Source organism: Rubripirellula obstinata (genome assembly GCF_001642955.1).
Taxonomy (GTDB): Bacteria; Planctomycetota; Planctomycetia; order Pirellulales; family Pirellulaceae; genus Rubripirellula; species Rubripirellula obstinata.
Genome location: NZ_LWSK01000044.1, coordinates 1 through 23,373 on the forward strand (window position 1 = coordinate 1; position 23,373 = coordinate 23,373).

General features: G+C 54.7%; 19 protein-coding genes. 14 read left to right on the top strand and 5 right to left on the bottom strand.

What is annotated here, in order from left to right; translation table 11 throughout:
• The first annotated feature begins 294 nt into the window (after positions 1–294).
• Both RC85_RS12510 and RC85_RS12515 read left to right on the top strand, forming a co-directional pair.
• Positions 295–1,545, top strand: a complete 1,251-nt coding sequence (locus RC85_RS12510) for a class I SAM-dependent rRNA methyltransferase (protein ID WP_235033294.1) — start codon at positions 295–297, stop codon at positions 1,543–1,545.
• Between the two features lie 136 nt (positions 1,546–1,681).
• Positions 1,682–2,347 (top strand): FHA domain-containing protein, encoded by a 666-nt coding sequence (locus RC85_RS12515; RefSeq protein WP_068263128.1) that lies wholly within the window; start codon positions 1,682–1,684, stop codon positions 2,345–2,347.
• 86 nt (positions 2,348–2,433) lie between these two features.
• Here RC85_RS12515 and xerD read toward each other — a convergent pair whose 3' ends face one another.
• Positions 2,434–3,387, bottom strand: coding sequence for a site-specific tyrosine recombinase XerD (gene xerD / locus RC85_RS12520; protein WP_068263130.1), 954 nt, complete (start codon positions 3,385–3,387; stop codon positions 2,434–2,436).
• A gap of 242 nt (positions 3,388–3,629) precedes the next feature.
• Between xerD and galE the strand changes: the two genes are divergently transcribed.
• Entirely contained in the window at positions 3,630–4,613 is a 984-nt protein-coding gene (gene galE, locus RC85_RS12525) for a UDP-glucose 4-epimerase GalE (protein ID WP_068263131.1), read from the top strand.
• Between the two features lie 83 nt (positions 4,614–4,696).
• On the opposite strand, the gene RC85_RS12530 is transcribed toward galE, so the two are convergent.
• A complete protein-coding gene (locus RC85_RS12530) occupies positions 4,697–5,599 on the bottom strand; it encodes a bifunctional 5,10-methylenetetrahydrofolate dehydrogenase/5,10-methenyltetrahydrofolate cyclohydrolase (RefSeq protein ID WP_068263132.1) in 903 nt (300 codons plus the stop codon).
• A gap of 202 nt (positions 5,600–5,801) precedes the next feature.
• Here RC85_RS12530 and RC85_RS12535 point away from each other — a divergent pair, with 202 nt between their 5' ends.
• Positions 5,802–7,547: an NADPH-dependent assimilatory sulfite reductase hemoprotein subunit gene (locus RC85_RS12535; RefSeq protein ID WP_068263133.1), complete on the top strand. Its 1,746-nt coding sequence runs from the start codon at positions 5,802–5,804 to the stop codon at positions 7,545–7,547.
• A gap of 24 nt (positions 7,548–7,571) precedes the next feature.
• Here the strand turns inward: RC85_RS12535 and RC85_RS12540 are convergent, their stop codons facing one another.
• Positions 7,572–7,769 (bottom strand): hypothetical protein, encoded by a 198-nt coding sequence (locus tag RC85_RS12540; protein WP_068263135.1) that lies wholly within the window; start codon positions 7,767–7,769, stop codon positions 7,572–7,574.
• Between the two features lie 320 nt (positions 7,770–8,089).
• Positions 8,090–9,154, bottom strand: coding sequence for a beta-ketoacyl-ACP synthase III (locus tag RC85_RS12550; RefSeq protein WP_235033295.1), 1,065 nt, complete (start codon positions 9,152–9,154; stop codon positions 8,090–8,092).
• Between the two features lie 103 nt (positions 9,155–9,257).
• On the opposite strand from RC85_RS12550, the gene RC85_RS12555 reads away from it, so the two are divergent.
• The gene (locus RC85_RS12555) at positions 9,258–10,298 is read left to right on the top strand and encodes a S26 family signal peptidase (RefSeq protein WP_157593921.1); all 1,041 of its coding nucleotides are present in this window, start codon (positions 9,258–9,260) and stop codon (positions 10,296–10,298) included.
• 9 nt (positions 10,299–10,307) lie between these two features.
• Here RC85_RS12555 and RC85_RS12560 read toward each other — a convergent pair whose 3' ends face one another.
• Complete coding sequence (locus RC85_RS12560; RefSeq protein WP_200836765.1) at positions 10,308–11,825, bottom strand: CoA-acylating methylmalonate-semialdehyde dehydrogenase; 1,518 nt, start codon at positions 11,823–11,825, stop codon at positions 10,308–10,310.
• 92 nt (positions 11,826–11,917) lie between these two features.
• Here RC85_RS12560 and RC85_RS12565 point away from each other — a divergent pair, with 92 nt between their 5' ends.
• The 9 genes from RC85_RS12565 to RC85_RS12605 all read left to right on the top strand — a co-directional run bounded on the left by RC85_RS12565 (position 11,918) and on the right by RC85_RS12605 (position 22,954).
• Positions 11,918–12,790 carry a nitrilase-related carbon-nitrogen hydrolase gene (locus RC85_RS12565; protein ID WP_068263141.1) on the top strand — a complete coding sequence of 291 codons (873 nt, stop codon included), beginning with the start codon at positions 11,918–11,920 and terminating at the stop codon, positions 12,788–12,790.
• Positions 12,790–14,211 (top strand): uracil-xanthine permease family protein, encoded by a 1,422-nt coding sequence (locus RC85_RS12570; RefSeq protein ID WP_068263143.1) that lies wholly within the window; start codon positions 12,790–12,792, stop codon positions 14,209–14,211. Before RC85_RS12565 ends, RC85_RS12570 begins: the two co-directional genes overlap by 1 nt.
• Positions 14,212–15,594: an aspartate aminotransferase family protein gene (locus RC85_RS12575; RefSeq protein ID WP_068263144.1), complete on the top strand. Its 1,383-nt coding sequence runs from the start codon at positions 14,212–14,214 to the stop codon at positions 15,592–15,594.
• A gap of 14 nt (positions 15,595–15,608) precedes the next feature.
• Positions 15,609–16,736, top strand: coding sequence for an NAD-dependent dihydropyrimidine dehydrogenase subunit PreA (preA, locus tag RC85_RS12580; RefSeq protein ID WP_068263145.1), 1,128 nt, complete (start codon positions 15,609–15,611; stop codon positions 16,734–16,736).
• 66 nt (positions 16,737–16,802) lie between these two features.
• Entirely contained in the window at positions 16,803–18,200 is a 1,398-nt protein-coding gene (gene hydA / locus RC85_RS12585) for a dihydropyrimidinase (RefSeq protein ID WP_068263147.1), read from the top strand.
• 208 nt (positions 18,201–18,408) lie between these two features.
• Positions 18,409–18,597 carry a hypothetical protein gene (locus tag RC85_RS27465; protein WP_162273206.1) on the top strand — a complete coding sequence of 63 codons (189 nt, stop codon included), beginning with the start codon at positions 18,409–18,411 and terminating at the stop codon, positions 18,595–18,597.
• Between the two features lie 347 nt (positions 18,598–18,944).
• Positions 18,945–19,559 carry a phosphoesterase gene (locus RC85_RS12595; protein WP_068263153.1) on the top strand — a complete coding sequence of 205 codons (615 nt, stop codon included), beginning with the start codon at positions 18,945–18,947 and terminating at the stop codon, positions 19,557–19,559.
• A gap of 3 nt (positions 19,560–19,562) precedes the next feature.
• Positions 19,563–20,738: a cysteine desulfurase family protein gene (locus tag RC85_RS12600; RefSeq protein ID WP_235033296.1), complete on the top strand. Its 1,176-nt coding sequence runs from the start codon at positions 19,563–19,565 to the stop codon at positions 20,736–20,738.
• A gap of 188 nt (positions 20,739–20,926) precedes the next feature.
• Positions 20,927–22,954, top strand: a complete 2,028-nt coding sequence (locus RC85_RS12605) for a hypothetical protein (protein WP_068263156.1) — start codon at positions 20,927–20,929, stop codon at positions 22,952–22,954.
• Positions 22,955–23,373 lie beyond the last annotated feature (419 nt).

A 23,373-nucleotide genomic window follows, 5' to 3' on the forward strand; every position in this document is an offset into this window, starting at 1 on the left:
GGGTGGCAGACTCGCTAACGCCGGGCATCCATGTTGCTCGCGAAGAGGATTTGGGACTCTCCCAGACGGAACAAAACCTGCGCAATCGCCTAGCTGCCGCAACCCCAAACTTTTAGCGGACCAGGCGATGCCCACGCGGTTAAACAATTTAAAAACCCTTCGCGGCGCTTGCCTGCACCCCCCTCGACGGTCGATACAACGCCGGTGACAGTAAAAGGATGTTAGCGACTGCCTAGCGATCGTTACATCCCACAGACCTCCTAATCTTCCTTATCTAACACACCCAATACCATCGTGACTTCAGACTCACTCGACACCGCGGTTGCCCCAGAATCCTTTGCTGAATCGCCGGTTCCGCTTCGGCTCAAACCCGGTCGGCACTTTCCCTTTCTGGCTCGCCATCCCTGGGTTCACGCTCACGCGATGTCCGAACATGGCGACCGTTTGCCGATGGGCCAAGTCGTCGATCTGCTGGACCATGACGGAAACTGGGTCGCACGTGGGGTGATCAATCCCAACTCGCGGCTTCGAGTTCGGCTGTATGTCTTTGATCAGCAAACCCCGATTGACGCCGATCTTTGGCGAAGCCGATTAGATGATGCGGTCGCGCGTCGCAAACTGGCGACCCCATCAAACCCCAATTCGGCAAACCCCGATTCGGCCGAACGTTTGGTGTTCAGCGAATCGGATCTGATCAGCGGCATGATCGTCGATCGTTACGCGGACTGTTTAGGTGTTCAGTTCACTGCGGGTGGGCTGCTGAGATGGCGAACGGAGATTATGGACCATCTGAAATCCATCACCGGAGCTCGTGCGGCGATGGTCAAGGTCGATGCCAAGACCGCGAAACACGAAGGAATCGAAGCGATCGAAGCGTGGCACGGAGACACCGAATTGACCGAACCGGTGACCTATCATCAGAACGGGTTGAAGCTGACCGTGGACCTGCGGCACGGTCAGAAAACCGGCGGCTACTTGGACCAACGAATAAACCAGGAAATTGCGGCGGGGTACCTGGCAGGAAAACGCGTTTTGGATATGTGTTGTTATCACGGAGGTTTCGGATTGGTCGCCGCTGCACGCGGGGCCAAATCGGTCCTGGGTGTGGACACCAGCAAAGCAGCGATTGAAGTCGCTGGGAAATTGGCTGCTGACAACGGGTTAGACAATGTCTCATTCGCAAATGGAGATTGTTTCGACTGGCTCAGCGAAGCGGCACAGCGGGGCGAAAAGTTCGACGCCGTCATCCTGGATCCACCAAGATTTGCCGGTTCCAGACACCAAGTCGATCAAGCGATTCGGGCCTACCGACGGCTCAACAGCAGTGCGATCGACTTGCTACCCCCCGGTGGGATCCTGGTCACCTGCAGTTGCAGCGGCCGAGTTTCCAGGTCCGACTTCCTGAACATGTTGATGGACGTCGGCCGAAGACGAAGAAGAGACTTGGTGATGTTAGAAAATCGAGGCCCGGCTCCCGACCATCCCGTCGCGATCTCTTGCCCCGAAAGCAACTATTTAAAATGCGTGATTGCTGAAGTGCGATAATCATCGCGTTATAATCACGCCGCGATAATCACAGCTTTACAATCACAGCGAGATAATCACCTGATTGATGGCAGGCGATACGCTAGAAACTATACTGCCATCTTACGACTACTCGTTATTCAGTTGGAATTCCCCCATGCCGGGCGTAACCCTCAAGATTCTTCATGGTGCCGATCGCGGAAAAGTGTACGAGGAACTCTCGCCACCATTCACCGTCGGCCGAGAAGAGGGCAATGACATCCAGCTCAATGACGAACGAGTCAGCCGATGTCATTTCAAGGTCCAGAAAGATAACGATCGCTTAGTGCTGACCGACTTGGAAAGCACCAATGGCACCAAGGTCAACGGCGTCGAATGCCAATTAAAAATCCTTCGACACGGTGACTTGGTTGCCGTCGGTCGAAGCTTAATGTTGGTCGGCAGCGAATCAGAAATCGCAGCTCGCTTGGCCGCAATGGGAACCGAAAACCCAACTCTCTCGCGAGACATGTCGTCGTCCGAACAATCACTGGCCGTGGAAGTCAGTGCCGAGCCTGACAGTCCTGTTCCGGCCGAGGTCATTCAACTGCATGAAGTCCCCTCGATTCCAGACGGATTGTCGCCCGGTCAAAAAGCACAGCTTTGCGAAATTCTTGACTACCTACAATCTCGAATCCACCGCCTGATCGAATCAGCCCGAACCGACGAAAACAATCAAGAAGTGATGCTGAAACTATCAGCCTGGCAACGCATGCTCGACACCCAATCACGGATCGCCACCATGACACGCCAAATCGCAGACCCCGATTGGCCAGAGGAGTGAGAAGAGCTGTTAGCGATTAGCAATTAGCTGCTAGCTCTACAAAGCTGGTTTTGCTAGAAGCTAATCGCTAACAGCTAATCGCTTCCTCACGCTCGCGGGTGGAATTGCGAGTGGACTTTCTTTAGGCGTGAATGCTCGACGTGCGTATAGATTTGCGTTGTTTGGATGCTCGCGTGGCCTAGCATTTCTTGCACTAGGCGAAGGTCTGCTCCGCCGGCCAACAGGTGAGTTGCAAAGCTGTGCCGCAAACTGTGCGGGCTGATCTTTTCGTCGATGCCAACGCGTTTAGCATACGCCTTCACCAACCGCCACAACTGAACCCGATCGATCGCACGACCGCTTCGGGAAAGAAACAACTCTTCGGGCGGATGAGGACTCTTGGCCGCTAAGTCGCCTCGCAACTCTTCCAAGTATCGCTTGATCGACGCGATGGCTCGACCGCCAAGCGGTACCATCCGCTGCTTACCACCCTTGCCTTCACATCGAAGATGCTTTTGAGCCATCGATAGATCTCGCACGCGAAGGTTGCAAACTTCTGACGCTCGACATCCCGTCGCGTACAACACTTCTAGCATTGCAACATCGCGTTGCCAGAATTTGTCAGACCGCTTAGGTGAATTCAAAAACGATTCGACTTGGCGCATCGTCAATACGCCGGGCATCCGCTGCCACATCTTCTGAGTCATGATCAACTCAGCGGGGTTATCGGTGACGACGCCCTCTAGCTGCAAGAACTTGTAGAACGTGCGAACGGCGACAATGTTGCGCGAGATCGAAGCGGGTGCCAGATCCTCTTCCTGCAATGTCCCGACGTAACCAGACAAATCTTGGATCGTTAGATCGGGCAATCGCCGCGTATCAACCCAAGCCACGAAACGCCGCATGTCGTTTCCGTAGGCCGAGATCGTGTTGGCCGCCAAGTGGCATTCGCCGCGCAGGTAATCCAAAAACTCTTGGCATAGCGTCGCCGTCGCCCGTCCAGACCGAACCGCAGGCCCGGCACTGGCGAGTTGCTGAAGCTTGGTAACGCGTTTTGCCATTTAGAATTCCCTCAGCCAGTACACTCGCATTGAGATCGCTTGCACGCCCCCGTAGCTGATCCCGCCAGGGTTGAGTCGAGCATCGTCGGATCAACGACTGAACCCTGGCGGGATCAGCTACGCTTTCAAACAGTCGCTCTGAAAACGCGGACCCTTCATCAACATCGACGCGATCAATTAAGCTATTCACTCGGCATCAACTGTTGCCGATCATTCCAATCACTCCTATTTGACCTTTTGCCATGAATGTTTTGGTTGTCGGCGGCGCTGGCTACATCGGATCTCACGCGGTTCGGCTTCTTATCGACGCCGGACACACCGTTCGGGTCTACGACAACCTCTCGCGAGGCCACGCGGCGGCCGTGCCCGACGGCTTGCTGATCCAGGGTGACTTGGCCGACCGACCAAAAATCGTCAAAACGTTAAAGGAAGAAAAGATTGACGCAGTCATGCACTTCGCGGCCTTTGCGTTGGTCAACGAATCCGTCAACGATCCGGCACTCTATTACCGCAACAATGTCATCGCCACGATCGAATTACTCGATGCGATGATGGAAGCCGACGTCAAGAAATTTGTCTTCAGCAGCACGACGGCGACCTACGGCGAACCCGAGATCATTCCCATCGCCGAAACGACTCTACAACAACCGATCAATCCGTACGGGTTTACCAAGCTGGTCGTTGAACAAGCTTTGGCGGACTACGCCGCGGCTTACGGACTTGGTTACGCGGCACTGCGTTACTTCAACGCGGCCGGCGCTCGCCCCGACGGAACGATCGGCGAAGACCATGATCCCGAATCGCATTTGATCCCGATTGTTTTACAGGTCGCTCTTGGACAACGTGAACACATCACTGTTTTTGGTGACGACTATCCAACACCCGATGGCACCTGCATTCGCGATTACATTCACATCGATGATTTAGGCGCAGCACATTTGGCTGCACTCGAAAAGCTGGAACTCGGCAAAGGGATCTGCGTCAACTTAGGCACCGGTCGCGGCACCAGCGTCCGCCAGATCATTGACACTTGCCGCGAAGTGACCGGCCACCCCATTCCCGAAGTCATGGGCAAGCGCCGTGAAGGCGATCCACCTGAACTGGTCGCCGACGCAAAACTCGCCAAAGAATTCCTGGGCTGGGAAACCAAGTACAACGACCCCAAGTCAATCATCGAAACCGCTTGGAATTGGCACAAATCACATCCGACCGGCTATCCAAAGTAGGCCGTAGCGAGCGGAGCGAGTTACGGCGTGTCAGCACAAAAGCCGCACCCCGCTCTGATCGCTACAACCTACGACCTACTCTTCTACGATTGCAGCTTTGCCGCCATCAACGTGTTGTGCAACAACATCGCGATTGTCAGCGGCCCAACGCCACCAGGCACGGGCGTGATCGCGGACGCTTTTTGCGACGCTTCGTCAAACGCCACGTCGCCAACCAATTTGTCGTTCACGCGATTGATCCCAACATCAATCACGACCGCGCCATCGGCAACCATGTCACCGGTAATCATTTCCGGCACGCCGACTGCCGCGATCAGAATATCGGCACTCAAGCAGACCTGTTTTAAGTTGGTCGTTCGACTGTGAGCGATCGTGACGGTGGCGTTGGCAACTTCTTTGCCGCAGGAACCATCACGCTGAGCCAACATCATCGCCATTGGTTTGCCGACGATGTCGCTGCGTCCGACGACGACGACATGCTTGCCCGACGCTGAAATATCGCAGCGGTGCAACAACTGGACAATGCCGTGTGGGGTGCAAGGCAAGAACCGATGACGCCCCTGCATCAGCAAGCCAACATTGACCGGCGAGAACGCATCGACATCCTTCAGCGGATCAACGGCGTCCAGGATTTGTCGCTCGTCAAAACCTTCGCCACCGTTGCCGCCGTTGCTGGCCGACGGAAGCGGCAATTGGACCAAAATCCCGTGGACAGCCGGATCGTCGTTTAGGCCTTGGACGACTGACAACAATTCGGCCTGAGTCGTCTCGGCGGGCAATCGCATCGTCCGACCGTCGATGCCAGCTTTCTCGCACGCTCGCGATTTATTCCGCACGTAAACCTGGCTGGCAGGGTCTTCCCCGACCAAAACCGCCGTCAGACAGGGTTTTGGACCACCCGATGCCACAAACTGGGCAACATCCTTGGCCACATCTTCGCGGATTTCGCCCGCGATTCGTTTTCCATCCAATCGAATAGCCGTCATTGTCTGTTATTTCATCATTAGAAGAGGAGAAAGTAGCTTCGCAGGTCGGCGAGTCGGCCGCCAAAATGATCGCCATAGTGACGATAGCGACCGATCGTTATAGTTACCCATTCACCGCAGGCTGCGGAAAATAGAATACCACATCGCGTCACCGAAAATTCAATGGACGCGATCAACAGAATCACACAGGATTTTCGTCCGGATGTCTACCGACGCACCCCAGCAAGGCCCCCAATCGGGCATGAAGATTAGCCCAGTTGAGAAGATCAAAATCGCCAGCAATTTCCTGGCGGGCACCATCCCCCAGGAAATTGCCGCCGAAACCGATCACTTCGACAAAGACAACATCCAACTGCTGAAATTCCACGGCAGCTACCAGCAAGACGACCGTGACCGTCGCATCGAAGCCAAGAAAGCCGGTATCGGCAAGTACTATTCGATGATGCTGCGGCTGCGAATTCCGGGTGGCCGAATCACGTCGGATCAGTTTCTGTCGATGCTGGACATGTGCGACGAACTGGGTGATTCGACGATGAAGATCACCACGCGGCAAACGATCCAACTGCACGGGATCCTGAAAGACAATTTGCGTCCGACGATCAAAAAGATCAACGACATCGCGTTGTCCACGCTGGCTGCTTGTGGTGACGTCAACCGAAACATCATGTGCTGCCCAGCCAAACGCAACGACGCGATCCACACCGAACTGGAACGACTGACCGACGAATTGACCGAAGCGATGGCTCCGCAAACGCCCGCGTACCATCAACTGTGGTTGCAAGAACCCGGCAGCGACGAAAAGGTCTTGGAAGGCGGTGGTGTTCCCGAAGCGGAAGTCGAACCGCTCTACGGTGCGACCTACTTGCCACGTAAGTTCAAGATGGGCATCTCGTTGCCTGAAGACAATTGCATCGACATCTACACCCAAGACATTGGGTTGTTAGCGATCGTGCGCGACGGAAACATCATCGGTTACAACGTGTTGGTCGGCGGCGGCATGGGCACAACGCCTGCGAAGAAAAACACGTTCCCAGCGCTGGCCAAGCGAATGGCTTTTGTGACGCCTGAACAAGTTGTTGGCGTTTGCCAAGCAGTGTTGAAAGTTCAACGTGACAACGGCAACCGTGCCGATCGTAAGATCGCTCGGATGAAGTACTTGGTCGCCAACTGGGGCATCGAAAAGTTCCGCGCGGAAGTCGAAAAGTACTTTGGCGAACCGCTTGCCGATTGCACCGAAGACGACGTGACGGGTTTCGATGACCACATGGGTTGGCAGGACCAGGGTGACGGCAAATTGTCGTATGGTCTGAACATCGAAAACGGTCGCCTGTACGACAACGACCAGCGTCAACTAAAAGCCGGCCTGCGAGCGATCTGCAAAGAGTTCAAAACCGAGATTCGCATGACGGGTCACCAGAGTGTGATTTTCACCGACATCGACGAAGCCGACAAAGACAAACTGATCGACTTGATCAAGTCACACAACATGCCAACGACCGAAGAAACCAGCACGGTTCGTCGTTGGTCGATGGCCTGCGTGGCGCTGCCGACATGCGGTTTGGCGATCACCGAATCCGAACGACGGCTGCCATCGATTATCGACAAGCTGGAACAACCGCTGGCAAAATTGGGATTGTCAAACGAACGCTTTACGATCCGCATGACGGGCTGCCCCAACGGATGTGCGCGTCCCTACAACGCGGACCTGGCTCTCGTTGGCAAAGCGAAAGACAAATACACCTTGTTCGCCGGTGGCGGATGGTTGGGCAATCGCCTTGCCTATGTCTACAAAGACCTAGTTCCCGATGACATCGTCGTTGACGAAATGGTCGGCATCCTATCAGCGTTTAAAACTCACCGAGACGAAAACGAATCGCTCGGCGATTTCTGTGACCGCATCGGTGGCGAAGATTTGCAAGTCATGGCGGCGGCAGCCCCACGACCGTAAAGCTTGTCTTTATGCCTTGACGTTTTATGCCTTGACGTCCAGATGGCCCGCTGCAATCTGCTTCGACGCTTGCACCGTCGATTCGAGAATTTGATTGATCGCGTCGCCGGCTTGTCGTTGAGCGTCAAGTTGCTTCGCCATCACGGCAACGTTGATTTTCGCAGCCGTCGATTGCTGCTGGACGCTCAAAGCGGCGGAAACTGCCGGTGGAATGCTGGACATTGGGTGAAACTCTTAAGCAAATGAAAGAAGGCGATCGCTCTTTTCCAGTTTTCGTTCCAACCATCCAGCGTGTTGCCGAAACCGCAGCGAAAACCAAAGATCGTTCAGCAAAGCGGGTCAATCGTTCCGGTCAAACAAACCTTAACGGCAACCAGCACCGAATCGAAGAAACCATCTCAAGACAACCTCAGAGGTTGCCAGCAACCTGCCCGTAGCTGATCCCGCCAGGGTTCAGTCGAGCTTGATCCGATCGTGGACTGAACCCTGGCGGGATCAGCTACGGTCTAGCCCGCTGTTTCATCAGTGTGTGACGATTCCGCCTACCAACGCAGCAATGCGGTGCCCCAAGTCAAACCGGCACCGAATCCGCACAGCAGCACGTAGTCGCTTTGCTTGATTTTCCCCGCGCGGACGGCTTCATCTAATGCCAACGGGATGCTGGCCGCTGAAGTGTTGCCGTAGTGGTCGAGGTTGACGAACACGCGATCGGCGGGCACATCTAAGTTCGATACCGCGGAATCGATAATGCGTTGGTTGGCTTGATGCAGCACGACCGACGCCAATTGGTCCGCAGAAATTTCAGCATCGGCTAAGACATTTTTGGCGCTTTCATCAAACACGCGGACCGCCCATTTGAAAACGTTCCGGCCGTCCATCTCTAAATACTGCTTGCCATCAGCAATCGTGCCGGGCGTGGTTTGCATTCGCGTTCCGCCAGCGGGTATGCAGAGCATCTCGCCACCGCAACCTTCGCTGCCCAGTTGATATGACAACACTTCGGCATCGCCATCCGCATCGGGCGTCATCAACACTGCTCCGGCGGCGTCGCCGAACAACGGGTACGTTTTTTTGTCTTCAGGATTGATCGTTCGACTCATCAAGTCCGCGCCGATAACCAACACGCATTGGTTGTTTCCTGCGGCGATGAATTGCCCCGCGGTAATCATCGCGTACATGAAACCTGCGCATGCCGCGTTGACGTCCATGGCGGGCGCGAAGGCACCGAGTCGCCGCTGCAAGTGGCAAGCGGTCGATGGCGTCGGGTGATCGGGCGTCATCGTGGCGACGATGATCAGGTCAACCTGATCCACCGTAACACCCGCCTGATCCAGACATCGGATCGCAGCCTCGTAACACAGATCGCTGGTCGCCTGGTCGTCAGTCGCGTGACGCCGAGCTTTAATGCCGGTTCGCCGCACAATCCAATCGCTGTCGCAACCTAGCTGTGCCAGGTCATCGTTGCTGACGACTTTTTCGGGAACAAAGGAACCTGTCGCTGCGATACGAACCGATGGAATTTTGCCCATTCGTCCGCGAGTCGCATGGTTCACCGCTGGCTCGGTCCCGGAAACGGCAACCGTCGATTGAGAGTTTGGTTCTGACATGCGAAGGGCTGATCGAGAAAATTCAGTTAGAATAAAATCTGTACAACGCGAACAGACGTTCACCGGCGGTCACGCTGAATGTCGAAAGTATAGCCGGATCACATTGCCCTTGTTAGATCATGTCAGCCGACGCCGTTTTGCGGCCATCAGCATCGCGACCGCGGTTTTCGCGATCTCGGTATCGATCGTCAACACGATGCGACCGAACAAAGCGAAACCGAAGTACTTTCAGATTTCCGGTTTTTCGATGGCCCCAACACTGATGGGCCGATCCCAGATCATGCGTTGCCGTGCTTGTCTGTTTCAAAGCCGTTTCCCGATCGCCCCCGACCAGGTGGGATGCCAATGTTCCCACTGCGGGCATGAACTTCAGCCCACCGGCGAAACCGTGGCTGCCGATTTGGTCCAGTCGAATGGTTCGGCGGATTCAGTCAAACGATGGGACCTAGTCGCGATTACGGGGACCAACCCGAACCGAGTCACGCAGCAAGTTGTCAAACGCGTCATCGGGGTTCCGGGCGACCAAGTCGATATTCGCGGCTCTCGACTCACCATTAACGGAACCTTGATCAACGACCTGCCATCCATCCGTCAAAGTGATCGCCCATCTGTTTCGGTGTATCAAGAAACAGGGAAGGGCAGTTCGCGATGGAAAATCGATGGCGACTGGCTTGTCTATCATCACGTCAATCCTTATCGCGGATCGGCCCCCAGTCCAGTTCTTGATGATTACTCAGTCAACGTACACCTATCGCGTCAACTCGAACCGGTCACCGATTTGATGATCCGTTTCCGATCGAAGGCTTCTGAGTTTCAAAATGCAGAAATTGTGATTTGGAAACCTAATCACGATTCCAGGTTCGCGGCGTTGGTTAGCGAACGAAACCCCATCGCCATTCGAATCCCAAACGGACATTGCGATCCCAGTGAAATAGAAACCAGCCAAATAGAAATTCGACGACGAGTTCTTTATCGACTTCGCCCTCGCGACGACCGATCGAAGTACCCGATGCTGCTAGACAAAGACGAGTACTTTGTACTCGGCGACAACGTACCTATCTCAGTTGATTCACGAGATTGGGGCGCAGTACATCGCAGCAAGATCTTGTGCTTGGTGTCACCCTTGGAATCAAAGACTCGCTAACCCGACGAACTACTTCTTGCCGGGCCCATCGGAATTCCAAACCGGATCCACATGCGATTCGTCTTTTGATGCAAACCATCGGGTCAACGTCATTTTTTGACGTGTGTAAAACTGAACGCCTTCGGTTCCTTGAATATGCAGGTCACCAAAAAACGATTGATTCCAACCCGTGAACGGTAACCAAGCCATCGGTGCTGGCACGCCCACGTTGACACCGATCATGCCCGCATTGAAATGCCGTTTGAACTCGCGTGCCACGTAACCGCTTTGCGTAAAGACGGATGCACCGTTGCCAAACGGACACGCCTTGCCCACTTCAATCGCTTGTTCAAGTGAATCGGCGCGAACCACCGAAAGCAACGGGCCAAACACTTCTTCTTTCCACAGCGGCATGTCGATCGTAACCTGATCGACGACGCTTGGCCCCAGCAAAAATGAATCCCCCGCGTCGACGTTGCGACCATCAAGTACAACCGATGCACCGGAGGACGCAGCGCTGTCCAGATACCCGGCAACGCGATCGCGATGTTCGCCGCTGATCACCGGCCCCATCTCGGTTGCATCATTTCCATCGGTCAAACCGACCTTCATCGATGCGGCGTGACTCATCAACCCGTCGATCAACGAATCGCCGACGCTGCCAACGGCAACCGCCACACTGCCCGCCATGCAACGTTGGCCCGCACAACCAAATGCTGACGCAGCCAGCGCTTTGACTGACTGGTCCAAATCCGCATCCGGCATGATGATCAAATGGTTCTTGGCTCCGCCCGCCGATTGCACTCGTTTGCCGTGCGCACATCCCACTTCGTAAACATACTTCGCGATCGTGGTTGATCCGACAAACGAAATCGCGGCGACATCTTGGTGCCTAAGCAACGCATCGACGACCGTTTTGCCACCGTGGACTAAGTTGACGACTCCTTTGGGAACGCCAGCGTCCACTAACAATTCGATTAGCCGAATCGCCGATAGTGGAACCTTCTCGCTGGGTTTCAGCACAAACGTGTTGCCGCAAGTGATCGCGATGGGAAACATCCACATTGGGACCATGTTGGGAAAGTTGTACGGCGTGATCCCGACGCAGACTCCCACGGGATGCCGATTGGTTTCGCCGTCGACGCCGCGCGCGATTTGCGGAAACGTTTGACCGGCGATCATGGCGGGAATCCCGCAAGCGAACTCGACCATTTCAAGCCCTCGCTGGACTTCGGCTTTCGCTTCGGCGTGAGTTTTTCCGTGTTCGCGAGTGAGCAAACGAGCGAGATCGTCAAAGTTTTCTTCGATCAATTCGCGGTAAGCGAACATCACTCGAGCCCGTTCAACGATGGGGGTTTCCGCCCAACCTTCCAATGCGGCGGAGGCCGATGCGACCGCTTCATTGACATCTTCGACCGTGCCAATGGGACAACGAGCAATTTCTTTTCCAGTTGACGGATTCATAACCGCCGTTGTTTCTTCACAACCGCGACTGTTTTTCCATTGTCCTTCGACAAACATTTTTACGGTCTTGTTTTGACTTGTCACTGCGGTCTCCGGGTTACTCTAGTGAAGAATGCGTTAAGCTATCTCATCAATGAAGTTCTTCACTGAATGTAACCCAACATAGGATCAAGTCGATGCCGCGTATGGTTCGAGGAGCGTTAATCCAGGCGACGTTGTGCGAGAGTGCAACTTCACCTCCTGAGAAAATCAAACAGGCGATGATCGACAAGCATGTTGATCTGATTGAAAAATCTGCTCAGCAAGGCGCTCAAGTTTGCTGCTTGCAAGAACTGTTTTACGGACCGTATTTCTGCGCCGAACAAGACACCAAGTGGTACGGCATGACCGAACGGATTCCCGATGGTCCGACCACCAAGTTGATGATGGAACTGGCCAAGAAACACAAGATGGTGATGGTCGTACCAATCTACGAAGAAGACATCACCGGTGTTTACTACAACACGGCCGCAGTGATCGACGCGGACGGATCTTATATGGGCAAGTTCCGCAAGATCCACATTCCGCATTGCGATCCAGGATTCTGGGAAAAGTTCTATTTCCGCCCCGGCAATCTTGGCTATCCCGTTTTTGATACGGCGATCGGAAAAGTCGGCGTTTACATTTGTTACGATCGTCACTTCCCCGATGGAGCACGTTGTCTTGGACTTGGCGGTGCCGAAATCGTGTTTAACCCGAGCGCCACAGTTGCCGGTTTAAGCGAATATCTTTGGAAGCTTGAACAGCCCGCCCACGCGGTCGCCAACCAGTACTTTGTCGGCGCGATTAATCGTCCCGGCAGCGAACAGCCGTGGAACATTGGCGAATTCTATGGGCAGAGTTATTTCTGCGACCCACGTGGTCAATTCATCGCGCAAAGCGAAAAGCGAATCGAAGACGACATTGTGATCGCCGACATGGATTTGGACCTGATCCGCGAAGTGCGAAACACTTGGCAATTCTTCCGTGATCGCCGTCCCGAAACTTACGGGGCGATCACGGAGTTGTAATGTCTGAGATTAAACCCACTGTCCTGTATGGCCTGGATGATCGACCGCCGCTTGGCAAATCGGTCATGCTGGCTCTGCAACACGTTTTGACCATGTTTGGTTCGACCGTTGCCGTCCCGCTGATGCTCGGGCCGATCATGGGCATGAACACGGCTCAGATTGCAGTGCTGATCTCCAGCGTGATGCTGTGCAGCGGAGTGGCAACGCTGATTCAATCGACGGTGGGATCAAGGTTGCCGATCATCCAGGGCGTTAGCTTTTCGTTCCTTGCCGCGTTCTTCATGATCATCGCGGCCATTCACCCCGAAGGCGACGACACTGTGGCCGCTGGTGCTGCGATGCCTTACATCGCCGGCGCGGTGATGGTTGGCGCGGTGCTGGAAATGATCATTGGTTTTAGTGGTGCGATGGGTTTGATTCGCCGAGTGCTATCGCCGGTCGTTGTCGGTCCCGTAATCATGCTGATTGGATTGGCGCTGTATGAAGCGGGTGCTCCGATCGCAGCGACACATTGGCCGATCGCAATCCAAACCATCGTTCTGATTTCAGTTTTCTCGTTTGTGATTTCAGACAAACATCCCATCTTTCGAATGTTCCCGATGTTGTTGGCGATCGCTGGAACGGTCGCAACTTGCGCAGCGCTTTCGGCTGTAGGAATCTTTGGCCCGGATCATCCTGCCCGCCCCAACTTGGATGCGTTCAATCAAGCCGATTGGATTCGCACGACCGGTGTGATCTTTCCTTGGGGACTTCCAAAGTTTGATACCGGATTCATCATTGCCGTGATGGCGGGATACTTGGCATCGATGATTGAAAGCTTTGGTGACTATCACGCCTGCAAACAAATGGCCGGCGGCGGCGATCCGACACCCGAAGAAATTTCGCGAGGCATCGGCTGCGAAGGAATCGGTTGTGCCTTAACCGGAGTGTTTGGCGGTTTCAGTTCCACGTCGTATTCTGAAAACGTCGGGCTGATCGGTTTGACCAATGTTGGGTCGCGGTTTGTGGTTCAAATCGGTGCAGTGATGTTGATCCTGCTTGGGCTGTTCGGCAAGTTTGGTGCGTTGGCTGCCGCAATTCCAACGCCGGTTGTTGGCGGTCTTTACTGCGCGATGTTCGGCCTGATATCTGCCGTAGGAATTCGTCAGTTTGCCAAGGCGGATCTATCGAGCGATCGTAATCTGTTCATCGGCGGGTTCGCTTTGTTCATGGGAATCAGTGTTCAACATTACTTCAAAAACGGTGGCGTCGAAGCGGCAGAAGTTGCTCTGCCGGCGGCCATCAGCAGCGTCGTTTGTGCGGTCGGCCAGACCGGCATGGCGGTGGCAGCGATTTTAGGAATCGCGATGGACAACTTGATCCCCGGAACTCGAGCCGAACGCGGACTCGATACTGAAACACTCGCTACAGGAGAAACCTAAATGAGTTCTGCTACCTCGCCAAACCTGCCCATTTGCGACCACACACCGACGGCTTACCAAGGACCGTCGCGTGATCAAGTCCTGGCGATGCGGCATCAATACGTCAATCCAGGTGTGCTGACGTATTACCGCGATCCCTTGATGATCGTGGAAGGCAACATGCAATATCTGTGGGACGAAACTGGCAAGCGTTACCTGGACGGATTCGCGGGCATTGTGACGGTCAGCGTTGGGCATTGTCATCCGCACGTTGCTGCGGCCGTCAAAGCACAAGCAGGCACGCTGCAGCACACGACCACGATTTACTTGCACCCAACGATCGCACAATTCGCCGCCAAGCTGGCGTCGAAGATGCCCGAAAATCCCAACGGCGATCCGCTCGACAAGACCTATTTCACCAACTCGGGCAGCGAAGCGAATGAAGTCGCTGTGTTGATGTCGCGTGAATTCACTGGTAACCAAGACGTGGTGGGTTTGCGAAACGGGTACCACGGCGGAACGTCCGTCACGATGGGGCTGACGTCGCACGGGACTTGGAAGTTTCCCACCAATCAAACCGCCGCGATCACTCATTCGCACGCGGGATATTGTTACCGATGCCCCTACGATCTTGAGTATCCATCGTGCGGCCTGAAGTGTGCGCACGACATTAAAAATGTGATCGAGTACCAAACCAACGGACAGATTGCTTGCTTCATCGGCGAACCGGTTCAAGGTGTTGGCGGTGCCGTCGTGCCGCCGCCCGAGTACTTTCAAATTGTCTACGACATCGTGCGTCAACATGGCGGGCTGTGCATCGCGGATGAGGTGCAGGGCGGTTTCGGCCGAACCGGAAAACATTATTGGTCGCACCAAAACTGGGGCGTTCAACCCGACATCGTCACGATGGCCAAGGGAATCGGCAACGGTGCACCGCTGGGCGCAGTCACCACGACGACCGACGTCTCGCAAACGATGACCAACCGAATCCACTTCAACACCTACGGCGGCAATCCGGTATCGATGGCTTCCGGTTTGGCAACGATGGAAGTGATCGATGCCGAAGGGATTCAAGAGAACGCTGATGTCGTTGGCGGCCTGCTGAAAGATGGGCTGTTAGACTTACAGTCCAAGCATGAACTGATCGGCGATGTTCGCGGACTCGGTTTGATGCTGGGCGTTGAATTGGTCACCGATCGCGTCAGCAAAGAGCCTGCAAAGACTGCCGCTGCGGATCTAATGGAACTGACCAAAGAACGCGGTTTGATTCTTGGCAAAGGCGGACTGCATGGAAACACACTGCGAATTAAACCGCCGATGTGCATCACCAAAGATGATGCGCAGTTTATGTTAGCAACCCTCGACGAATGTCTTGAAATCGTGTCGAAGAATGCCTCGAATTGATCAAAGGTCGATAAATGCCCACGCTAGAAACCACCGTCAACGGCATCAAATTCCCCAACCCGTTTGTGATTGGATCGGGGCCTCCCGGTACGAACGCCCGAGTGATCTGTCGATCTTTTGCCGATGGCTGGGGTGGATCGTCGGCCAAAACGGTTTCGCTTGATGCATCCAAAGTCGTCAACGTCGCGCCGCGTTACGGACGGTTGAAAGATTCCACCGGCGACCCGTATGGATGGGAAAACATTGAACTGATTTCAACGATGTCGTTCGATCAATGGCTCGATGAGTTCAAAGAAGTCAAAGACAAGTTCCCCGAACATGTTCTGATCGCTTCGATCATGGAGGAATACAACAAAGACGCGTGGTACGAGATCGTCGAGCGATGCGAAGGTGCGGGCGTCGATATGTTTGAGTGCAATTTTTCGTGCCCACACGGATTGCCCGAGCGAAAGATGGGCGCAGCGATGGGTCAGGACTATGACATCCTTGCCGAGGTTTGCGGTTGGGTTGCCGATGCAGCGACCAAACCCGTCTGGGCCAAGATGACGCCCAACGTCACGCATATCGAAGATCCATCGAAGGCAGCTTTGGATGCCGGCATCAGCGGAATCTCAGCAATCAACACGATCCGCAGTGTGATCGGCGTCGATCTGGAAACGCTGCGGCCGATGCCGACGGTGGAAGGCTACACGACACCGGGTGGCTATTCATGCAAAGCCGTCAAGCCGATCGCGCTAAGAATGACGATGGAAATTGCGGTCCTGATTCGAGACCAGTATCCCGAGGCGACGCTATCGGGGATTGGCGGGATCGAAACGGGCGAAGATGCAGCCGAGTTTATCTTGCTGGGTGCTGATACGGTCCAGGTTTGCACTGGCGTGATGAAGCACGGTTATAAACTGGTGCAAACGATGTCCGAACAGTTGCTGGCGTTTATGGAGAAGCATGGCTTTGAAACGATCGACGATTTCAAAGGCAAGGCTCTGCCGTACTTCACCACGCATGCCGACTTGGTTGCCCGACAAGCCAAAGCCAAGGCCGACAAAGCAGCCGCCCGAGCTGCGGCGAAAGGCATCACGAAGGACGAAGCTTGGGACGGCGACGATTTCGTCAAGCAAAGTGATGACTTAGTCGGAAATTGACCGGTTGTTTTGTTATCTTGTAGGCCGTATTTCGCTCCACTCAATACGGCCTACCCACCGATCCACATGACACTTCTCATTAAAAACGGCCGCATCATCACGGCCGACCAAGACTACCTCGCCGACATTTTGGTCGAAGGGGAAACGATCACGCAAATTGACACGCTGATCGAACCCCGTAACGAAATCGAAGCGGATGAAATCATCGACGCAAGCGGGAAGTATGTTTTCCCAGGCTTCATCGATCCGCATGTTCATATTTATCTGCCCTTCATGGGCACCTACGCCAAAGACACCTACGACTCGGGCAGCCGCGCGGCATTGCTCGGCGGGACGACAACGCTGATCGAAATGTGTTGCCCGTCGCGTGACGAGGATCTCGTCGAGGCATACGAACTTTGGAAAAGCAAAGCAGTCGGTATCTCGGCATGTGATTTCTCGTTCCACATGGGAATCTCGCACTTCGATGAAGACACTCCCGAACAAATCAATCGCATTGTTGACGATGGCATCACGTCGCTGAAGGTTTTCTTGGCGTACAAGGGAGCACTCGGCGTGACCGATGACGAGCTGTACCAGACCTGCAAGGTTGCCAAAGAATTGAACTTGGTGGTGACCGCGCATTGTGAAAACGCAGACCTGGTCGCACAACTTCAAAACGAGTTGGTCGCTGCAGGCAAACTCGGTCCCGAATTTCACGAACCATCGCGACCCGTCACGGTGGAAGCCAGTGGCGTTCATCACTTTTGCACGTTCTTGGAAATGACGGGCGCGAGCGGTTACATCGTTCACACGTCTTGCCGCGATGCCGTCGAAGCCGCGATGCCGTTTCGTGCTCGCGGAGTTGATGTGCAACTAGAAACGGTGATTCCGTACTTGGTGATGGACAGCAGCTACGCCGAGCGACCTGATTTTGAGGGCGCGAAGTACGTGATGAGTCCACCGATCCGCGACGTCTCGCACCAGCGTTATCTCTGGGACGCGATCGCGTCGGGAACCATTTCAACAGTCGCCACCGATCACGCTCCGTTCGACTTTGCGGGTCAAAAAGAAATGGGACGGCCGCCGGAATCCGACTTCACTAAAATTCCCAACGGAATTCCATCGGTCCAGCATCGGCCGGTGCTGTTGTATTCGTACGGCGTCGCCACGGGAAGAATTGATCTGCATCGGTTCGTTGAACTGGTCTCCACGGCCGCAGCCAAACAGTTCGGCATGTTTCCTCGCAAGGGAACAATCCAAATTGGCGGCGACGCGGACCTGGTCGTCTGGGACCCCACTTACAAGGGCACCATCACCGACGACACGCGAGCGATGGACACGGACTACGAAGCCTTTGAAGGATTTGAAATCACAGGCCGTGCGGACGTGGTGACCTGCCGCGGACAGGTCTCAGTGCGTGACGGAATCTTTGTCGGTGAACTTGGGCACGGGCAGTTGGTGCCGAGGAATCGGGGCGGGTAAGGTTTAACCACGGATGGCTGTCGCGGGACCACGGATGTTGTGAGTAGGTTTGAGCATAAAAATCCGTGGGTCTGCGAAAGCCATCCGTGGGTATCTCGTTACCGCAAATACCGCGGGCAAGTCTCAGTGCGTGACGCAATCTTTGTCGGTGAACTTGGGCATGGGCAGTTGGTGCCGAGGAATCGGGGAGGGTAAGGTTTAACCACGGATGGCTGTCGCAGACCCACGGATGTTGTGGGTAGGTTTGTGCGTAAAAATCCGTGGGTCTGCGAAAGCCATCCGTGGGTATTTCTGTACCGAAGACAATGCGGACACGTCTCAGTGCGTGACGGAATCTTTGTCGGCGAACTTGGGCACGGGCAGTTGGTGCCGAGGAATCGCGGCGGGTAAGTTTTAACCACGGATGGCTTTCGCAGACCCACGGATGTTGTGGGTAGGTTTGAGCATAAAAATCCGTGGTCCCGCGAAAGCCATCCGTGGGTATCTCTTTACCGCAAATAATGCGGACACGTCTCAGTGCGTGACGGAATCTTTGTCGGTGAACTTGGGCATGGGCAGTTGGTGCCGAGGAATCGCGGAGGGTAAGTTTTAACCACGGATGGCTTTCGCAGACCCACGGATGTTGTGGGTAGGTTTGAGCATAAAAATCCGTGGTCCCGCGAAAGCCATCCGTGGTTATCTCTTTACCCTCAATTGCCTTACACTTCCCATTCTTAACCGCCCCGCACCTCTTACGATTGATCCGTGTCCGTGAGTACTGAAGAACATATCCTGGTTGTCCCTGAATCATTTGTGAACTCGATCGGGACCATCGACGGTTTTGAACCGGACGTGGATCGATTCTTGAAGCCGATCTTGGCGTCGGATCAACTGTCGTTTCAACCTCGCGGGGCGATGGAAGTCGATCCTAGTTTTAAGCAACTGATTCCCTACGTGCTGTTGGAATCGACGGATGCGAGCGGTGAAGTTCATCTGTTTACTTACACACGTGGCGGTGGTGGCGGTGAATCGCGACTGCACGCCAAACGCAGCGTTGGAATCGGCGGGCACATCAGTGCAGAAGACGCCGAAGGGGACGGTGATCCTTACACGATCGGAATGCAACGCGAGTTGTCCGAAGAAGTGCAATTGGAGTCAGGGTACAGCGAGCAGCGAGTGGGACTAATCTACGACCCATCCAATGAAGTAGGCCAGGTCCATCTGGGCGTCGTGCATTTGTTCAAGCTAGAAAGTCCGACGGTACGCAGCAACGAAGATGACTTGGCCGAAGGTGGTTTCGTTAGCGTCAAAGAGCTGAAACAGGATCGCGATCGGCTGGAAACCTGGAGCCAACTCGCCCTCGATGCACTCTATTCCTGAACCATGAGCACGGAACAGGCGAATTCCATGATCTACCTGGATCACCATTCCACCACGCCATGCGATCCGTTGGTGGTGCAAGCGATGTTGCCGTGGCTGACTGAATCGTTTGGCAATCCGCACAGTTCGCATGCGGCCGGTCGCGAAGCGGCCGAGGCAATCAATCGTTCACTCGATACGATCGCGACATGCCTGGGCGTGCCCGCCAGTTCGTTGGTGATCACCAGCGGTGCGACCGAAGCGAATAATTTGGCGATCCGAGGGACGTGTCTGCATCCGCGACAAAAGCGGCGTCACATTATCACCGCGGCCACTGAACATCCCGCCGTTTTGGATGTGGTCAGCGATCTTGGAAAACAAGGCTTTCGTATCAGCGTGCTGCCAGTCGATTCACTCGGGCACATCGACCTGAATCAGTTGGCGGATTCGATCGATGATGACACGGCAATCGTTTCGATCATGTGGGCGAACAATGAAATCGGCACCGTGGCTCCGATCAAAGCGATCGCCAAAATCTGCCACGACCAAGGTACAATCCTGCATAGCGATGCCACGCAGACGCTTGGACGGATGCCGATCAACGTGCAGGACTCTGACGTCGATCTGGTCAGTTTTTCTGCGCACAAATGCTACGGCCCCAAAGGAACTGGAATCCTGGTTGCGGGCAATGGCAATCGACGAGTTCGATTGCGACCACAGATCGTTGGCGGTGGTCAGCAAAATCAATTGCGAAGTGGCACGATGGCCCCGGCTTCGATTGTTGCCATGGCTACGGCAGTCAGCGGAGCTACGACCGACGTTAGCGATCAGGCTGGCCGACTAAATCAATTGCGGGATTCGCTTTGGTTCGGATTGCTGGATCAGATCGACGGTTTGACGCTGCACGGTCCCGCTTTGGATTCAGCGGATCGGTTGGCGGGAAATTTGAATTTTTCGGTGCCACTGATTGAAGGCGAAGCTTGGATGGCGGCGACGCCGGAGGTTGCCTTTAGTACCGGGTCGGCGTGCAGCGATGTGAGCGATAAACCGAGTCATGTTTTGTCGGCGATCGGGTTATCGGAATCTGCCGCACGGCAAAGCGTCCGGTTCGGGATCGGTCGAACCAACACGCCGGACGAAATCCAACGAGCGATTGAGTTGCTAGCAAAATCACATGCACGGGTTTCAGCCGCACGCTAGGCAGCCTACTGTTCCCAGACAGCCAAAGCTCCGTTTCCCGGCGTCAATTACCCACTAAATCTCTCTTTACGTACAGTAGTGGGTGGCGTTAATCTGTCGGGAAACACAGACTTCTAAAAGGTCGATAACCCGGTCAATGATGGCCGGTCGATTTAACACGAAGGCCATTCAACTCGAAGGATTGAGCGATGGGCGGAATTCCCACCATGCTATTGATGATCGCCGCTGCGGGGGTCACGTACGGATGGCAGCCAGACAAAAACGGCGACGACGCTTCGGCGGTCGAGTACATCGTGCAAGTCTCGCCAGCCGAACTTGTTCAATTGCAAAAGTCCGATAGCACTGCGGGTGGTAGTGCTGCGCACTCACAGATCAGCAGTGTGATTGATCCGGAAGTCCGTGGTCATGTTTCCAGGATTGTGCTTCGCGTCGGAACAGGCGACTTGCCACGAACAACGCCATCCGCTTTGACCAGCCAGCGTGTTGCGACACTGAAACCTGATCCGCAGGGCGGTGGTGGCGGTTTTGGATTGCCATCGACCTTACAAAATTCCGCTAGCGACGCGTTGAACAACGCCGCCAACCAGTTTGGCAATCAAGCGGTTGACCGTGCCGGCCGCGCCCTACAAAACGGTGCTGATCAAGCCGGGCAGAAAGCCAACAATCTGCTTGATCGAATCCGAGGAAAGACTCAATCCGCCCAAGCTGCCGCCGGACGCGACGTCGTTCCGCCGCCATCGACTCGGCCCAGAAACGGCACCTTCGGAACATCGCAGCTCGGAAAATCGCAACTCGGAACCACACAACCCAACAACAATCTTGCCAATCAGAATCCATCAACCAGCCCCTTTGCCCAACCGCGTGCCGGTGGCCCATCCACTTCACCGACTAGGCAAAATTTGCAGACCGAACGTGACAACGAATGGAACCGGTTCGCGACACAGCAACAACAGCAGCAAAATTCGCGAACTCCCAACGCCTCATTAGCCAGCAACGGTCTTCGTTCTTCGGATACATTTGGCCGCATGCCCAATGCTTTGCAGAACAGCGGAATGTCGCAGAACAGCGGAATGTCAAACACCGATGCGAATCGAACCGGCCGCGAGCAAGACTTGGCTGGATCACGCAACACCGATGGAGTGTATTCGCAGATCGATCAGACGAATCGTGATTTCCAGTATGGATACGGGACTGATTCGGCGAACAATCAACAAGCGCGCAGCACCCAATCCACTCGCGGTACCAACCAACAATCACGAAACCCATCGTTAAATAGTCCGTCGAACAATTTTGCCGACCGAAACTCGCAAGGCAAACAGTACGTTGGCTCAAGCCGCCACAATCCGCGACTGAGCCAAGAACAATTGGCCGCCGGGGCTTGGGATTTCGATGACTACAATCGCTTAGTCGATCGCAATGGACGGTTGGTCGAAACGGACGAACGCCAACCACGTTTTACGGACCGCTCAGCCAACGGAACAACCTTCAACAATTTCCCTCGCACCAACGATTCACAAGCATCTTCACGCCTGAACTCTCCTTCGCTGAATGACCGTGGGATGGGTAACAACGGCGACTACGATCGCTCGATGGCTGGCAGACAATCATCAATGCAAAGTCGCGACGCGTGGGGACAGACAAACGGTAACGGTGATCAACGCGATCGCTATTTCCAAGATCAGAACACGCGAGATCGGGATCGATTCGCCGGCAATTCGGTGACGAACATGCTGGACTCGCGAGACGGCTCACGTGGTTTGGATAGCCGCGAAAGAGGATACTCGTCAAACAGTAACCAAAATCGAGACCCCGGCTACAATGATCCGAGGTACGCCAATTCCAGTTCGCAATACGGCGACCGCAATGACAGGGATCCTCGTTACGCGTCACTCGCCATCAGCGACCGAAATCCTGCAACACGTTCAAACTACGATCGCGCGGATTCAAATCGGCAGCCGGTCTCTAATCAGACCAATGGTAACTCGGAATTTAATTCAGGCATTTCACCGGGCCGAGTATCGCAGGCTGGATTTGTTCCCACGGGCAACATCGTCAAACCGAAACCCGTTGCAGCACAGCCGTTATTCAATGGTTTGCTTTTGATTTCGATTGTTGCCAATCTGTATTTGATCTTCTGGCTCAAAAACTTGAGGGTCCAGTTCAAAGAAATGGTCACAGCGAAGCGAATGGCGAACTCCACAGCTTCGGTCGCCTAGTAGTCCATGTCAGCTCAATCTTCGGTTAGGAGGTAGCGGAAGTCGCGTAGACTTTCGGCGTCCCCCTCGTAGCCGAAACTCTTGGCGAGTTCCGCTACCCGAAAATTGAGGTGACGCGGAATACTAGCAGTCCACAACAGCTTCGTTTGCGGGTGCAGCGCAAAAGCTGCGCAGCAGCGATGGGGGGACAGCTTGGGAAATGTCCCGAAACAACTTCCAGATTTCCCAATCCGAACCGAGCGACAGCGAGTCTTCGCTAAGCCCCAAGACGTAGGCCGGCAACGAGCCGCTTCGGTGCTGTTCCGGTAGACGCTGTTACGGCAGAAGCTGTTTGCTCGGATTGCCGGAACTGCGTCGAAGACTCCTTGTTCCGGCCTACCTAAGTTTCTGGAACAGCGATGCAAAACTCCAAAATCGCT

What these genes read in the sequence shown, in the direction of transcription:
- RC85_RS12575 (WP_068263144.1), top strand. Translation starts at nt 14,212, where the DNA reads ATGAGTTCTGCTACCTCGCCAAACCTGCCCATTTGCGACCACACACCG.
- RC85_RS12570 (WP_068263143.1), top strand. Translation starts at nt 12,790, where the DNA reads ATGTCTGAGATTAAACCCACTGTCCTGTATGGCCTGGATGATCGACCG.
- preA (WP_068263145.1), top strand. Translation starts at nt 15,609, where the DNA reads ATGCCCACGCTAGAAACCACCGTCAACGGCATCAAATTCCCCAACCCG.
- RC85_RS12530 (WP_068263132.1), bottom strand. Translation starts at nt 5,599, where the DNA reads ATGACGGCTATTCGATTGGATGGAAAACGAATCGCGGGCGAAATCCGC.
- xerD (WP_068263130.1), bottom strand. Translation starts at nt 3,387, where the DNA reads ATGGCAAAACGCGTTACCAAGCTTCAGCAACTCGCCAGTGCCGGGCCT.
- RC85_RS12565 (WP_068263141.1), top strand. Translation starts at nt 11,918, where the DNA reads ATGCCGCGTATGGTTCGAGGAGCGTTAATCCAGGCGACGTTGTGCGAG.
- hydA (WP_068263147.1), top strand. Translation starts at nt 16,803, where the DNA reads ATGACACTTCTCATTAAAAACGGCCGCATCATCACGGCCGACCAAGAC.
- RC85_RS12600 (WP_235033296.1), top strand. Translation starts at nt 19,563, where the DNA reads ATGAGCACGGAACAGGCGAATTCCATGATCTACCTGGATCACCATTCC.
- RC85_RS12515 (WP_068263128.1), top strand. Translation starts at nt 1,682, where the DNA reads ATGCCGGGCGTAACCCTCAAGATTCTTCATGGTGCCGATCGCGGAAAA.
- RC85_RS12540 (WP_068263135.1), bottom strand. Translation starts at nt 7,769, where the DNA reads ATGTCCAGCATTCCACCGGCAGTTTCCGCCGCTTTGAGCGTCCAGCAG.
- RC85_RS12605 (WP_068263156.1), top strand. Translation starts at nt 20,927, where the DNA reads ATGGGCGGAATTCCCACCATGCTATTGATGATCGCCGCTGCGGGGGTC.
- RC85_RS27465 (WP_162273206.1), top strand. Translation starts at nt 18,409, where the DNA reads ATGGCTGTCGCAGACCCACGGATGTTGTGGGTAGGTTTGTGCGTAAAA.
- galE (WP_068263131.1), top strand. Translation starts at nt 3,630, where the DNA reads ATGAATGTTTTGGTTGTCGGCGGCGCTGGCTACATCGGATCTCACGCG.
- RC85_RS12550 (WP_235033295.1), bottom strand. Translation starts at nt 9,154, where the DNA reads ATGTCAGAACCAAACTCTCAATCGACGGTTGCCGTTTCCGGGACCGAG.
- RC85_RS12535 (WP_068263133.1), top strand. Translation starts at nt 5,802, where the DNA reads ATGTCTACCGACGCACCCCAGCAAGGCCCCCAATCGGGCATGAAGATT.